Origin of the sequence: Duganella sacchari (assembly GCF_900143065.1) — a bacterium.
GTDB classification, from domain to species: Bacteria; Pseudomonadota; Gammaproteobacteria; order Burkholderiales; family Burkholderiaceae_D; genus Rugamonas; species Rugamonas sacchari.
The window spans coordinates 327,563-340,920 of record NZ_FRCX01000001.1 but is presented as its reverse complement, the minus strand read 5'-3'; the positions used below and the strand labels follow the sequence as shown (position 1 = coordinate 340,920).

The window sequence follows — 13,358 nt, the reverse complement described above, 5'->3', positions numbered from 1 at the left end:
ACCAATGAATTCTGAGTGGGCAGAACCGCCGCAGGAGCAGGGCAACACTGGCAAGGCTACGCCCGGCGCATTGCTGGCGGCCCAGCGCGAAGCGATGGGTTGGACGGTTGAACAGATTGCAGACCAGCTGAAACTGGCCGTGCGCCAGGTGAAGGCATTGGAGTCCGGCGATTATGCTGCGCTACCTAATTCGGCGGTGACGCGCGGCTTTGTACGCGCGTACGCCAAGGTATTGAAGATGGATGCGGCGCCCTTGGTCGCAATGATTGAAGCAGCGCAGCCGACCAGCCCCGAGGTCGTGGTTGCGCCGCGCAAGGATCTGGCGCAGTCGTTCTCGGAATCGCGCTTCCCGTCGATGACGGGGCGCTCCTCCGGTCCGGCTGGCTGGCTGGTGGGCCTGGCCGCCGTGGTGGTGGTAGGCGGCGCGGCTGCTTATGCCTACCAGAGCGGCATGATTCCAGCCTCGCTGTTTGAGCGCAAGGAAGAAGAAGCCAAGCCGGCGGAAGCCACGACGGCGCCGATTGATACCACGCTGGTGAAGCCAGGCCAGGAAACTACCGTGCTGCAGACGCAGAACGTGCCGCTGATTTCGGTGCCGCCGCAAGGTAGCGAACAAGCGGCAACGCCTGCCGCTGCCGAAGCTGCGCCCGTGGCTGCCGCGCCTGCGCCGACGCCAGTTCCGGCTGCGGTTGCACCAGCGCCAGTGGCCGCTGCGCCGGCGCCTGCTCCAGCCCCGGCGCCAGCAGCACCTGCCGTGGCAGGCGCTGGGCATCAGCTGGTGCTGAAGGTGAACGAAGATTCGTGGGTAGAAATCCGCCGTCCAGGCACCACCTCGCTGATTTCGCGCGTGGTGAAGGCCGGCAGCACCGAGACCTTTGATATCAAGGATCCAGCGCTGCTGATCGTCGGTAAGCCAGGCGGCGTGGAAGCCACGCTGAGTGGTGCGCCACTGTCGCTGCCGCTAATCCCGGGCGGCACGATTTCGCGTGTGAACATTAAGTAAAAACAGAGTTAGAACCATGACGCAAACTGCTATTCCATCGGGACCAACCGACCGCCGCGCCAGCCGCCGCGTGTTGATCTCGCACGGCGAGCGCAAAATCTGGGTGGGCGGCGACGCCCCGGTAGTGGTGCAGTCGATGACCAACACCGACACCGCCAACGCCATCGAAACGGCGATCCAGATCCGCGACCTGGCGCGTGCCGGTTCGGAGCTGGTGCGCCTGACCGTGGACCGTCCGGAAGCCGCCGAAGCGGTGCCGTATATCCGCGAACAGCTGGATAAAATGGAAGTCGACGTACCGCTGGTCGGCGACTTCCACTACAACGGCCATACGCTGCTGAACGACTATCCGGAATGCGCCAAGGCCCTGTCCAAGTACCGCATCAACCCGGGCAACGTCGGCAAGGGCGCCAAGCGCGACACGCAGTTTGCGCAGATGATTGAAGTGGCCGCGCGCTACGACAAGCCAGTGCGGATCGGCGTCAACTGGGGTAGCCTGGATCAAGCGCTGCTGGCGCGCATCATGGACGAAAACGCCGGCCGCGCCAACCCATGGACCGCGCAGCAGGTGATGTATGAGGCGCTGATTACCTCGGCCATCGAAAACGCCGTGCGCGCGGAAGAACTGGGCCTGGGCCGCGACAAGATTATCCTGTCGTGCAAGGTCTCGGGCGTGCAGGACCTGATCGCCGTTTACCGCGAGCTGGCCAAGCGCTGCGATTATCCGCTGCATCTGGGCCTGACCGAGGCGGGCATGGGCAGCAAGGGCATCGTCGCGTCGACGGCCGCGCTGTCGGTGCTGCTGCAGGAAGGCATCGGCGACACCATCCGCATTTCGCTGACACCGGAACCGGGCGGCGACCGCACCAAGGAAGTGGTGGTTGGCCAGGAGATCCTGCAAACCATGGGCCTGCGCAAATTCACGCCGATGGTGATTGCCTGTCCGGGTTGCGGCCGCACCACTTCGACCACCTTCCAGGAACTGGCGGACAACATCCAGACCTTCCTGCGCGACCAGATGCCGGAATGGAAAAAAACCTATCCGGGCGTGGAGGCGATGAACGTGGCCGTGATGGGCTGCATCGTCAACGGTCCGGGCGAATCCAAACACGCCAACATCGGCATCAGCCTGCCGGGCACGGGCGAATCGCCGGCCGCGCCAGTGTTTGTCGATGGCGCCAAAGTGGCAACTCTGCGCGGTGAACGCATCGTCGAAGAGTTCCAGGAAATCGTACTGAATTACGTCAAGAAGAACTACAGCAAAGAATATGTCTAAGACCGAAAAAATCGTCGCCGTAAAAGGCATGAACGACATCCTGCCTACCGACTCGCATCTGTGGCAGCTGTTTGAAAATACCGCGCAGTCGGTGGTGCAGAGCTATGGCTTCCAGCAGATCCGCACACCGATTGTGGAAGATACCGCGCTGTTCAAGCGCGCCATCGGCGCTGTGACCGACATCGTGGAAAAAGAGATGTACTCTTTCGAAGACTCGATGAACGGCGACCAGCTGACGCTGCGCCCCGAGGGCACGGCCGGCGCGGTGCGCTCGGTGATCGAACACAATCTGGTCTACGAAGGTCCAAAGCGCCTGTGGTACACCGGCCCGATGTTCCGCCATGAGAAACCACAGCGTGGCCGCTATCGCCAGTTCTACCAGTTCGGCTGCGAAGCGGTTGGCTTTACCGGCCCGGACGTGGATGCGGAACTGATCATCATGTGCCGCCGCCTGTGGGACGATCTGGGCCTGCCGGAGATCCGTCTGGAGATCAACTCGATTGGCGACGCCGAAGAGCGCGCGCGTCACCGCGTTGACCTGATCGCCTATCTGGAAAAGCACGAAGACCTGCTGGATGCGGAAGCCAAGCGCCGCCTGCACAGCAACCCGCTGCGCATCCTGGACACCAAGAACCCGGCGCTGCAGGACGTGGTCAATGCCGCGCCGAAGCTGATGGACTACCTGGGCGAAGAGTCGCTGGCCCACTTCAACGGTGTGCGCAAGATCCTCGACCACAACAACATCCAATACGTGATCAATACCCGCCTGGTGCGCGGTCTGGATTACTACAACCGCACCGTGTTTGAATGGGTGACCGACTCGCTGGGTTCGCAGGGCACCGTGTGCGCCGGCGGCCGTTACGATCCGCTCATCGCCTCGTTCGGCGGCAAGCCGACGCCTGCTGTCGGTTTCGCCATGGGCATCGAGCGCCTGCTGGAGCTGATGAAAGAAGCGGGCGAGCCGGAAGCGCCTAACCAGTGCGACGTCTACCTGGTGCACCAGGGCGAAGCGGCGCAGCTGCAAGCCTTCGTGCTGGGCGAGCGCCTGCGCGACGCCGGGCTGGACGTCATCATGCACGGCGCCACGCTGGCCGGTGCAGGCAGCTTCAAGTCGCAGATGAAGAAGGCCGACGGCGCTGGCGCCGCCTATGCCATCATCATCGGCGAAGATGAAGTGGCCAACAATACTGCTGCGGTGAAGTCGATGCGCGCTGCGGAAGGCGAGCAGCAGCAAACCACGGTGCCGTTCGACCAGGTAGTAGACTTCGTGGTGGACCAGATCACCGACAGCGGCGATCATCACCACCACGTGCACGACGAACACTGCAACCATTAATCATCAACTCATAACAACGGCAGACGAATACCATGGCATACGATCTTGAAGAACAAGAACAACTCGCGTCCCTCAAAGCATGGTGGGACAAGTACGGCAATGCAGCGACCTGGGTGCTGATCGCCGCTCTGGCCTCGTACTCTGGCTATACCTACTGGAAGTATCACCAGCGCGACCAGTCTGCCCAGGCCTCGGCACTGTACGGCGAACTGCAAGCTGCTGTGGAAGCCAAGGACAACGCCAAGGCGCTGCGCGCCGCCAGCGACATGGAAAGCAAATTTGGCGGCACCGCCTACGCGCCGATGGCCGCACTGGTAGCAGCGAAAAGCGCGTTCGATGCCAACGACCTGAAATCGGCCAAGGCCCAGCTGCAATGGGCGGCCGATAATGGCGCCGCTGAGTTCAAGGCGATTGCCAAGATTCGCCTGGCTGGCGTGCTGCTGGATGAAAAAGCCTACCCTGACGCGCTGAAAACGCTGGAAGGCGACCTGCCTGCACAATTCGCAAGCGCCGTGGCCGACCGCAAGGGCGACATCCTGGCTGCGCAAAACAAGCTGGTTGAAGCCCGCGCTGCCTACAAGGCAGCCCTGGATGCTGCCGACAAGAAGAACCCTGGCCGCCAGCTGATCCAGATGAAACTGGAAGCCGTCGGCGGCGCTGCGTAAGCGCGTCCGTTCCCACGCCAAGTCACGATCAAGGTTGAATAAATTTATGCGTATGACCAAAACAGTAGTTGCAGCAAGCGTGTTTGCGATGTTGGCCGGTTGTTCCTTGTTCTCGTCCAAAGATACCAAGAACCAGCCGGCGCCACTGGTGGAGCTGAAAAATCCATCGCTGTCGCCGAAGGTGGTGTGGAAGTATTCGACCGGCAAGGCCGGCACCGCAGTGTTCTCGCCGGCGCTGGCTGGCGACAGCGTGTACGTGGCGGATGCCGACGGCGCGCTGGTGCGCCTGAACGCGGCCAGCGGCAAGGAGCAGTGGCGCGTCAAGACCGGCACCGACCTGACCGCAGGCGTGGGCAGTGACGGCGAGGTAATCGTGGTCGGCGGCGTCAAAGGCCAGATCCTGGCGTATGACGCCAGCGGCAAGCAGCTGTGGAAAGCACAGGCCAGCAGCGAAGTGCTGTCGTCGCCGGTGGTGGGCGGCGGCCTGGTGGTGGTGCGCAGCGTCGACAACATGATTAACGGCTACGACGCCAAGACCGGCGCGAAGAAGTGGAGCATGCCGCGCACCACGCCGGCACTGACGCTGCGTAACGCACCCGGCATGGTCATCAACGGCCCTAACGTCTACATCGCCCAGCCAGGCGGCAAGCTGCTGGCGCTGACGCTGGCCACCGGGATCCAGCGTTTTGAAGTGGTGGTCGGTGAGCCACGCGGCGCGACGGAACTGGAACGCGTGACCGACATCGCTGGCGCGCCAGTGATTTTTGAAAAAGACGTCTGTGCCGTGTCGTATCAGGGCCGTGTCGCCTGCTTCGACGCCGCCACCGGCGCACCGCACTGGAGCAAACCGACGTCGTCCGACAAGGGCGTGGCGGTGGACCAGCGTTTTGTATTCGTCTCTGACGACAAAGGCGAAGTTGGCGCCTATAGCCGTGAAAACGGCGCCAACGCCTGGAAGAACGACAAACTGTCGTATCGCAACCTGTCGACCCCTGTGTCGTATGGCCGCGCGGTGGCAGTAGGCGACTACCAGGGTTATATCCACTTCCTGTCGCGGGAAGATGGCGCATTTATAGGTCGTGTGGCGACCGACGGCAGCGCAATCAACGCTGATCCTGTCATCGCCGGCACGAATTTGATTTTCCAAACCCAATCAGGGACAGTGACCGCTCTCGCGGTCGAGTAATAAAATGAAGCCGGTAATCGCACTAGTGGGTCGACCCAATGTAGGGAAATCGACCTTGTTCAATCGTCTGACCCGCTCGCGCGATGCGCTGGTGGCGGACTTGCCTGGGTTGACGCGAGATCGTCACTATGGCGAGGGCCGTGTCGGCGAACGTCCCTTCCTCGTTATTGACACCGGCGGCTTTGAGCCGGTGGCCAAGGAAGGCATCCTCCATCAGATGGCCAAGCAGACCAAGCAGGCCGTGGCCGAAGCCGACGTTGTCGTCTTCCTGGTCGACGGCCGCCAGGGCCTGACGCCGCACGACAAGACCATCACTGACTTCCTGCGCAAGAGCGGACGTCCGGTGCTGCTGGTCGTGAACAAGTCTGAAGGCATGCGCTACACCTCGGTGGTGGCGGACTTCTATGAACTGGGCATGGGCGAACCGGCCGTCATTTCGTCGGCGCACGGCGACGGCGTGCACGATCTGGTGGAACTGGCGCTGGACACCGCTTTCGAGCAGCGTCCGGAAGATCCGCAGGAGCTGGAGAAGACCGACCGTGGCGTCAAGATCGCACTGGTGGGCCGTCCCAACGTCGGCAAGTCGACGCTGATCAACACCCTGGTCGGCGAAGAGCGCGTGATCGCGTTCGACATGCCGGGCACCACCCGCGACTCGATCGAGATTCCGTTCGAGCGCGATGGCAAGCAGTACACGCTGATCGACACGGCCGGTATCCGCCGCCGCGGCAAGGTGTTTGAAGCGATCGAGAAGTTCTCGGTGGTGAAAACGCTGCAATCGATCTCGGAAGCCAACGTGGTAGTGCTGATGCTGGATGCCCAGCAGGACATCTCCGAGCAGGACGCCCACATCGCCGGCTTCGTGCTGGAGACGGGCCGCGCGCTGGTCATCGCCGTCAACAAGTGGGACGGTCTGGAATCGTGGCAGCGCGACGAGATCAAAATTGATATCGACCGCAAGCTGGACTTCCTCGGCTTCGCCAAGATGCACTTCATCTCGGCGCTGAAGGCGCAGGGCATTGGTCCGCTGATGAAGTCGCTGGACCAGGCTTACGCCGCAGCGTTTGCCGACCTGTCGACGCCGAAGCTGACGCGCGCGCTGATCGAGGCAGTGGAGAAGCAGGAGCCGAAGCGTAAAGGTTCGATCCGTCCGAAGATGCGCTACGCGCACCAAGGCGGCATGAATCCGCCGGTGATCGTGATTCACGGTAATGCGCTGGATGCGATTGCCGAGCCATACAAACGCTATCTGGAAAAGCACTTCCGTGAGACGTTTAACCTGGTCGGCACACCGCTGCGCATCGAGCTGCGCACCGGTAAAAACCCATTCGCGAAAAATCAGGACAAATAAGGCGTTTTTTTGCAGGAACACCCTGCAAAAAATGCAAAAACAGGGTACAGTGGCTTAGAAGCACCACTTTTGACGTGGCGAGCGGTGTTTCAGCGAAAATAGTTTGACTTTTTGATGACTTTTCGCTGAGCCACGACCTTGAAACCAAGCGTTTCGCCTCCACTTCCAACACAACAACATAAAATGGAGCTGTTATGAGCAACAAAGGGCAACTGTTACAAGACCCATTCCTGAATGCACTGCGTAAAGAGCACGTTCCTGTCTCGATCTATCTGGTCAACGGCATCAAGCTGCAAGGCCATATCGAATCGTTCGACCAATACGTCGTCCTGCTGCGTAACACCGTGACCCAGATGGTCTACAAGCACGCCATCTCCACCGTGGTGCCGGCCCGTGCCGTCAATCTCAATATTGAAAACGAAGCGGAATAAGCATTTGCAGCATCGCTTCTTTTTATCTAGCCTGACCGTCGTATGCGTGCAGCTCTAGTCGGTATCGATTTCGGCCAGGGCGACTTTGCCGCCAGCATCGAGGAATTGCAGCTGCTGGCCCGTTCAGCCGGTGCAGATCCGGTGACGACGATCACGGCAAAGCGCTCCTCGCCGGATGCAGCTTATTTTGTCGGCAGCGGCAAGGCCGACGAAATCGGCCAGGCCGTGCTGGCTGACCGCGTCGAAATCGTCATCTTCAATCACGCGCTGTCGCCGGCGCAGCAACGCAATCTGGAAAAGCGCCTCAACATCCGGGTGCTGGACCGGACCAGCTTAATCCTTGATATCTTCGCCCAGCGTGCCAAGAGCCACGAGGGCAAGCTGCAGGTCGAGCTGGCGCAGTTGCAGCATCTGGCCACACGGCTTATCCGCGGCTGGACTCACCTTGAGCGCCAGAAGGGCGGTATCGGTCTGCGCGGCCCCGGTGAAACGCAGCTGGAGACTGACCGCCGGCTCATCGGCGAGCGTGTCAAAGCCTTGCGCGCGCGCCTGGCCAAGCTGCGCAAGCAGCATGAGACCCAGCGCCGTTCACGCAACCGCACCCAGACGTTCTCGATCTCGCTGGTGGGTTACACCAATGCCGGCAAATCGACCCTGTTCAACGCGGTGACCAAGGCCGGCGTGTACGCTGCCGACCAGCTGTTCGCCACGCTGGACACGACTTCGCGCCGTGTCTACATGAACGAGGAAGTAGGGCACGTGGTGCTGTCCGACACCGTTGGCTTTGTGCGCGAGCTGCCGCACCAGCTGGTGGCCGCCTTCCGCGCCACGCTGGAAGAGACCATCCACGCTGATTTGCTGCTGCACGTTGTCGACGCCGCGTCGCCGGTGCGGATGGAGCAGATCGAGCAGGTCAACCTGGTGCTGCGCGAAATCGGCGCCGATCACATTCCGCAGATTCTGGTGTGGAACAAGATCGACGCGGCCGGCCTGGAACCTTCGGTCGAGCGAGATGAATATGATAAGATTTCCAGGGTCTTCCTCAGTGCGCGCACCGGACAAGGACTGGATCTGCTGCGCGGCGCCATCACTGAATGGGCCAAGGCTGCGCCAGGCGCGCGCCTGCAGCAGCCGTATGTGTTCGACCAGGACCCGCCGGAAGAATTAGAAGCCGAAGAAGCAGAAGAACCAGAGAGCAGTCCCACCCACACTCACGTTGGATCACACTAATGCGTGTCTCCTCACTTATGAAACGACTTGGCCTGAAGCTGTCGCTGAACGACCCTCGCTGGGGGAAGGACAACAAGCCGCAGGCCAATGAAGGCAAGAAGCCCGGCGAAGGTCCGCCCGATATGGAACAGCTGTGGCGCGACTTCAATCAAAAGCTGAACAACCTGTTCGGCCAAAAACGTCCTGGCAATAACAATGGCGATAACAACGGCGGTGGTGACGGCGGCGGCAATCGTCCCGACATGGCTGGCGGCGTGCGCGCCACGGCTGGTGCGATTGGCGCAGTGGTGGCGCTGATCTGGCTCGCCAGCGGTTCGTTCATCGTGCAGGAAGGCCAGACCGGCGTGGTCTACACCTTCGGTAAAGTCAGCCACACGACCGGCTCCGGCTTCAACTGGCGCTGGCCGTATCCGTTCCAGAGCGACGAGACGGTGAAAGTGTCGCAGATGCGCATGGTGGAAATTGGCTACCGTGGCAATATCAAGAACAAGCAGACGCGCGAATCGCTGATGCTGACCGATGATGAGAACATCATCGACATCCAGTTTGCCGTGCAGTTCAAACTGAAAGATCCGGTTGCCTGGCTGATGAACAACCGCGACGAGGAGGACACCGTACGCCAGGTGGCTGAGACCTCGATCCGCGAAATCGTCGGCAAGAACAAGATGGACTTCGTGCTGTATGAAGGCCGCGACAAGGTGGCGTTTGAAACCCAGCAGCTGATGCAGCAGATCCTGGACCGCTACGCTTCGGGCGTGATGATCTCCAGCGTGACCCTGCAGGCCGTGCAGCCGCCGGAGCAAGTGCAGATCGCCTTTGACGATGCGGTGAAAGCAGGGCAGGACCGCGAACGCCAGAAGAACGAAGGCCAGGCGTATGCCAACGACGTGATTCCAAAGGCGCGCGGTACCGCATCGCGCCTGATGCAGGAAGCGGAAGGCTACCGTTCGATGGTGGTGGAAAACGCCACCGGTAATGCCTCGCGCTTCAAACAGGTGCTGGTCGAGTACCAGAAGGCGCCGGCCGTGACGCGTGACCGCATGTATCTGGACACCATGCAGCAGATCTTCTCCAGCTCCTCCAAAGTGATGGTGGATGCGAAGAGCGGCAGCAACCTGCTGTATCTGCCGCTGGACAAGCTGATCGCCCAGGCGGCGGCAGGCGATGCGCAGGCAAGCGCTGCACGCATCGCGGCGCAGAATGCCAATACGCCAGCAGCCACCACGACGCTGCCGTCGGAGCTGATGCCGTCGGTGGAAGTGAATCGCACGCGTGACCAGCGTTCGCGCGACGCCAGCTTACGTGACCGGGAGAGCCGTTAATGAATCGCATAGCTAGTACCGTTGTCCTGGCCTTCATCGCTTTGATGCTGCTGTCGTCGACCGTGTTCGTGGTCGACCAGCGCAAATATGCGATCGTGTTCGCGCTGGGCCAGATCAAGGAAGTGATCCGCGAGCCGGGCCTGCACTTCAAACTGCCACCGCCATTCCAGAATGTGCTGTTGCTGGATAACCGCATCATGACCATCGAGTCGCCGGACGCCGAACGTTTCATCACCGCTGAGAAGATGAACATTCTGGTGGACAGCTTCGTCAAGTGGCGTATCGGCCGCGGCGAGAATCAGCCGAAGCTGTACTACGTCACCTTTGGCGGCGACGAAAGCCGCGCGCGTGACCGCATGTCGCAAATCATCAAGGCAGCACTGAACGAAGAAATCACCAAGCGCACCGTCGCCGAAGTGATCTCCGGCCAGCGCGGCAAGGTGATGGAAGGCATCCGCGCCAAGGTGGTGCAGGAAGCCGCGCAGATCGGCGTCGAGATCATCGACGTGCGCCTGAAGCGTGTGGAATATGTCGAGCAGATCAATAACTCGGTGTACGAGCGCATGAAGGCTGAACGTACCCGCGTCGCCAACGAACTGCGTTCGACCGGTTCGGCGGAGTCGGAGAAGATCCGTGCCGATGCTGAGCGCCAGCGCTCGGTGATCTTGGCGGAAGCCTATCGCGATGCGGAGCAGATCCGTGGTGAAGGCGATGCGAAAGCGTCGGCCATCTACGCGGAAGCCTTTGGCCGCAATCCTGAGTTCTACAAGTTCTACCGCAGCCTGGAAGCCTATCGCGCCACCTTCAAAAATCACGGCGACGTGATGGTGCTCGACGCCAGCTCCGACTTCTTCAAATACTTCAAAGGCGCCGGCGCCGGCGGTGCAGCCGCCCCGGCCCCGGCCAAGAAGTAACGCCGCACATGATCCAGCGGGCCTGTGGCTCGCTGGATCGCATCTTTTTCCCCTCGTTAAGCGCATTTTCGCGTAAAATATCAGGTTCGGCCATTCGCTTATGTGGCCAAGGCCTGCGCGCCGCATTGTTCATTTCTTAATTAATAGACCCATGCCAAATTGGCTGCTGCCCGAGAATATCGCCGACGTATTGCCGTCGGAAGCACGCAAGATTGAAGAGTTGCGTCGTCTGATGCTGGATAACTTCCGTCTGTACGGCTACGAACTGGTGATGCCGCCGCTGCTGGAATACCTGGAGTCGCTGCTGACCGGCGCCGGTGAAGACACCGACCTGCGCACCTTCAAGCTGGTGGACCAGCTGTCGGGCCGTATGCTGGGCCTGCGTCCGGACATGACGACGCAGGTGGCGCGCATCGACGCCCACTTGCTGAACCGCGCCTCGGTGACGCGCCTGTGCTACGCCGGCAGCGTGCTGCATACCCGTCCATCGGGCCTGCACGCCACCCGCGAGCCGCTGCAGATCGGCGCCGAGATGTATGGCCATGCCGGCCTGGAAGCCGATGCGGAAATCCAGGAGCTGGCATTGGCGTCGCTGGCCCTGGCCGGTTTCACCGATGTGCGTCTGGACCTGACCCACGTCGGCGTGCTGCGCGCGCTGCTGGAAAACTGTCCTGCAGCGAAAAAAGATGAGGCTAAACTGTATGCAGCGCTGCGTGCCAAAGACGTGCCGGATCTGCAGGCCCTGACCGCGGACTACGCGCCACTGGTGCGCGACGCCTTGCTGGCGCTGCCGAATCTGTACGGCGACATCGACGTGCTGAAAAAAGCCCGCGAAGTGCTGCCGGACCTGCCGGGCATCGCCAGGGCGCTGGCCGAACTGGCGGCGCTGGCGGCATCGGCGATCGGCCGTGCGCAAGTGGCCATCGACCTGGCCGACCTGCGCGGCTACCAATACGAAAGCGGCGCGATGTTCGCGCTGTATGTACCCGGCCTGCCGAACGCAGTGGTGCGCGGCGGCCGTTACGATCACGTAGGCGAGGCCTTCGGCCGGGCACGTCCCGCCACCGGTTTCTCGCTCGACCTGCGCGAACTGGCGCGCCTGCTGCCAACCGCGGAACGTAAGCATTCGATCCGCGCGCCATGGGGCAATGCGCCGGAATTGAAGGAAAAAATCGCCGAGCTGCGCAAGTCCGGCGAAGTGGTGATCCAGAGTATGCCGGGTCACAGCCACGAACTGGACGAGTTCGAGTGCGATCGCGCGCTGGTCCTCGACGAGCATGGTAGTAACTGGATTCTTAAAAACTTAGGTTAATGTGATGTCAAACAAAAACGCAAAAAACGTCGTCGTCATCGGTACCCAATGGGGCGATGAAGGTAAAGGCAAAATTGTCGACTGGCTGACCGACCACGCCCAAGGCGTGGTGCGCTTCCAGGGCGGCCACAACGCCGGCCACACGCTGGTCATCGGCGGCGTGAAAACTGCACTGCAGCTGATCCCTTCGGGCATCATGCGTCCAGGCGTGGCCTGCTACATCGGTAACGGTGTGGTGGTGTCGGTGCCGGACGTGCTGCGCGAAATCGACAAGCTGGAAGCCGTAGGCGTAGAAGTCGCCTCGCGCCTGAAAGTGTCGGACGCAGCGCCGGTCATCCTGCCATACCACTCGGCACTCGACCTGGCCCGTGAAGCCGCCCGTGGCGAAGCCAAGATCGGCACCACCGGCAAAGGTATCGGCCCAGCGTACGAAGACAAAGTGGCGCGCCGCGCTATCCGTGTCGCCGACCTGCTGAACGAAACCCGCTTCGCAGAAAAGCTGAAAGAAAACCTGGACTACCATAACTTCGTGCTGGAACACTATCTGAAAGCACCGAAGATCGATTACCAGAAAACCCTGGACGACGCGCTGGCCTACGTGCCGCGCCTGCGCCCGATGGTGACCGACGTCTCGAGCGCGCTGTACAAGGCGCACAAGGCCGGCGCCAACCTGCTGTTCGAAGGCGCGCAAGGCTCGCTGCTGGACGTGGACCACGGCACCTATCCATTCGTCACCTCGTCGAACTGCGTGGCCGGCAATGCCGCCGCCGGTGCTGGCGTGGGCCCAAGCATGCTGCACTATGTGATGGGCATTACCAAGGCTTACACCACCCGCGTGGGTTCCGGTCCGTTCCCCTCGGAACTGCCAACCGATGCTGGCGTCGGCCATCACCTGGCGCAAGTTGGCCACGAGTTCGGTACCGTGACGGGCCGTGCCCGCCGCTGCGGCTGGTTCGACGCTGCGCTGCTGCGCCGCTCGGTCCAGATCAATGGTGTGACCGGCATGTGCCTGACCAAGCTGGACGTGCTGGACGGCCTGGAATCGCTGAAGTTGTGCACCGGCTATACCATTGACGGTGAAGCCGTGGACATCTTCCCATCGGGCGCTGAAGAAGCTGCCCGCTGCGTGCCAGTGTACGAAGAAATGCCAGGCTGGAAAGACAGCACCGTGGGCGCCAAGTCCATGGACGCTCTGCCAGTGGCTGCCCGCAACTACATCAAGCGTATCGAAGAACTGGTCGGCGTGCCGATCGACATGGTATCGACCGGCCCGGATCGTGAAGAAACGATCGTGCTGCGTCATCCGTTCGCGTAATTTAGGAACAAGTAACA

12 protein-coding genes are annotated in these 13,358 nt (G+C 61.3%); all 12 read left to right on the top strand.

Annotation, left to right across the window (positions count from 1 at the left end; all coding sequences use genetic code 11):
- Nucleotides 1–4: 4 nt before the first annotated feature.
- Nucleotides 5–1,003 carry a RodZ domain-containing protein gene (locus BUA36_RS01690; protein ID WP_084559941.1) on the top strand — a complete coding sequence of 333 codons (999 nt, stop codon included), beginning with the start codon at nt 5–7 and terminating at the stop codon, nt 1,001–1,003.
- Nucleotides 1,004–1,019: 16 nt separating this feature from the next.
- Entirely contained in the window at nt 1,020–2,279 is a 1,260-nt protein-coding gene (ispG, locus tag BUA36_RS01685) for a flavodoxin-dependent (E)-4-hydroxy-3-methylbut-2-enyl-diphosphate synthase (RefSeq protein WP_072780817.1), read from the top strand.
- The gene (gene hisS, locus BUA36_RS01680) at nt 2,272–3,615 is read left to right on the top strand and encodes a histidine--tRNA ligase (RefSeq protein ID WP_072780815.1); all 1,344 of its coding nucleotides are present in this window, start codon (nt 2,272–2,274) and stop codon (nt 3,613–3,615) included. The genes ispG and hisS overlap by 8 nt, the downstream gene beginning before the upstream one ends.
- Before the next feature lie 32 nt (nt 3,616–3,647).
- Nucleotides 3,648–4,280, top strand: a complete 633-nt coding sequence (locus BUA36_RS01675) for a YfgM family protein (protein ID WP_072780814.1) — start codon at nt 3,648–3,650, stop codon at nt 4,278–4,280.
- A 46-nt stretch (nt 4,281–4,326) separates the two neighbouring features.
- Nucleotides 4,327–5,466, top strand: a complete 1,140-nt coding sequence (gene bamB, locus BUA36_RS01670) for an outer membrane protein assembly factor BamB (RefSeq protein ID WP_072780812.1) — start codon at nt 4,327–4,329, stop codon at nt 5,464–5,466.
- Nucleotides 5,467–5,470: 4 nt separating this feature from the next.
- Entirely contained in the window at nt 5,471–6,817 is a 1,347-nt protein-coding gene (der, locus tag BUA36_RS01665; protein ID WP_072780810.1) for a ribosome biogenesis GTPase Der, read from the top strand.
- Between the two features lie 194 nt (nt 6,818–7,011).
- Entirely contained in the window at nt 7,012–7,248 is a 237-nt protein-coding gene (gene hfq / locus BUA36_RS01660) for an RNA chaperone Hfq (protein ID WP_072780809.1), read from the top strand.
- 42 nt (nt 7,249–7,290) lie between these two features.
- Complete coding sequence (gene hflX / locus BUA36_RS01655; protein ID WP_072780807.1) at nt 7,291–8,478, top strand: GTPase HflX; 1,188 nt, start codon at nt 7,291–7,293, stop codon at nt 8,476–8,478.
- A 17-nt stretch (nt 8,479–8,495) separates the two neighbouring features.
- Nucleotides 8,496–9,800 (top strand): FtsH protease activity modulator HflK, encoded by a 1,305-nt coding sequence (gene hflK, locus BUA36_RS01650; RefSeq protein ID WP_229215396.1) that lies wholly within the window; start codon nt 8,496–8,498, stop codon nt 9,798–9,800.
- Entirely contained in the window at nt 9,800–10,714 is a 915-nt protein-coding gene (gene hflC / locus BUA36_RS01645) for a protease modulator HflC (protein WP_072780804.1), read from the top strand. The genes hflK and hflC overlap by 1 nt, the downstream gene beginning before the upstream one ends.
- Before the next feature lie 151 nt (nt 10,715–10,865).
- Nucleotides 10,866–12,026: an ATP phosphoribosyltransferase regulatory subunit gene (locus tag BUA36_RS01640; protein WP_072780803.1), complete on the top strand. Its 1,161-nt coding sequence runs from the start codon at nt 10,866–10,868 to the stop codon at nt 12,024–12,026.
- Between the two features lie 4 nt (nt 12,027–12,030).
- On the top strand, nt 12,031–13,341 hold the full coding sequence (locus tag BUA36_RS01635; protein ID WP_072780801.1) for an adenylosuccinate synthase: 1,311 nt from the start codon (nt 12,031–12,033) through the stop codon (nt 13,339–13,341).
- Nucleotides 13,342–13,358 lie beyond the last annotated feature (17 nt).

Excerpts from the sequence above, each read along its gene's own strand:
- BUA36_RS01690 (WP_084559941.1), top strand. The coding sequence starts at position 5 with ATGAATTCTGAGTGGGCAGAACCGCCGCAGGAGCAGGGCAACACTGGC.
- ispG (WP_072780817.1), top strand. The coding sequence starts at position 1,020 with ATGACGCAAACTGCTATTCCATCGGGACCAACCGACCGCCGCGCCAGC.
- hisS (WP_072780815.1), top strand. The coding sequence starts at position 2,272 with ATGTCTAAGACCGAAAAAATCGTCGCCGTAAAAGGCATGAACGACATC.
- BUA36_RS01675 (WP_072780814.1), top strand. The coding sequence starts at position 3,648 with ATGGCATACGATCTTGAAGAACAAGAACAACTCGCGTCCCTCAAAGCA.
- bamB (WP_072780812.1), top strand. The coding sequence starts at position 4,327 with ATGCGTATGACCAAAACAGTAGTTGCAGCAAGCGTGTTTGCGATGTTG.
- der (WP_072780810.1), top strand. The coding sequence starts at position 5,471 with ATGAAGCCGGTAATCGCACTAGTGGGTCGACCCAATGTAGGGAAATCG.
- hfq (WP_072780809.1), top strand. The coding sequence starts at position 7,012 with ATGAGCAACAAAGGGCAACTGTTACAAGACCCATTCCTGAATGCACTG.
- hflX (WP_072780807.1), top strand. The coding sequence starts at position 7,291 with ATGCGTGCAGCTCTAGTCGGTATCGATTTCGGCCAGGGCGACTTTGCC.
- hflK (WP_229215396.1), top strand. The coding sequence starts at position 8,496 with ATGAAACGACTTGGCCTGAAGCTGTCGCTGAACGACCCTCGCTGGGGG.
- hflC (WP_072780804.1), top strand. The coding sequence starts at position 9,800 with ATGAATCGCATAGCTAGTACCGTTGTCCTGGCCTTCATCGCTTTGATG.
- BUA36_RS01640 (WP_072780803.1), top strand. The coding sequence starts at position 10,866 with ATGCCAAATTGGCTGCTGCCCGAGAATATCGCCGACGTATTGCCGTCG.
- BUA36_RS01635 (WP_072780801.1), top strand. The coding sequence starts at position 12,031 with ATGTCAAACAAAAACGCAAAAAACGTCGTCGTCATCGGTACCCAATGG.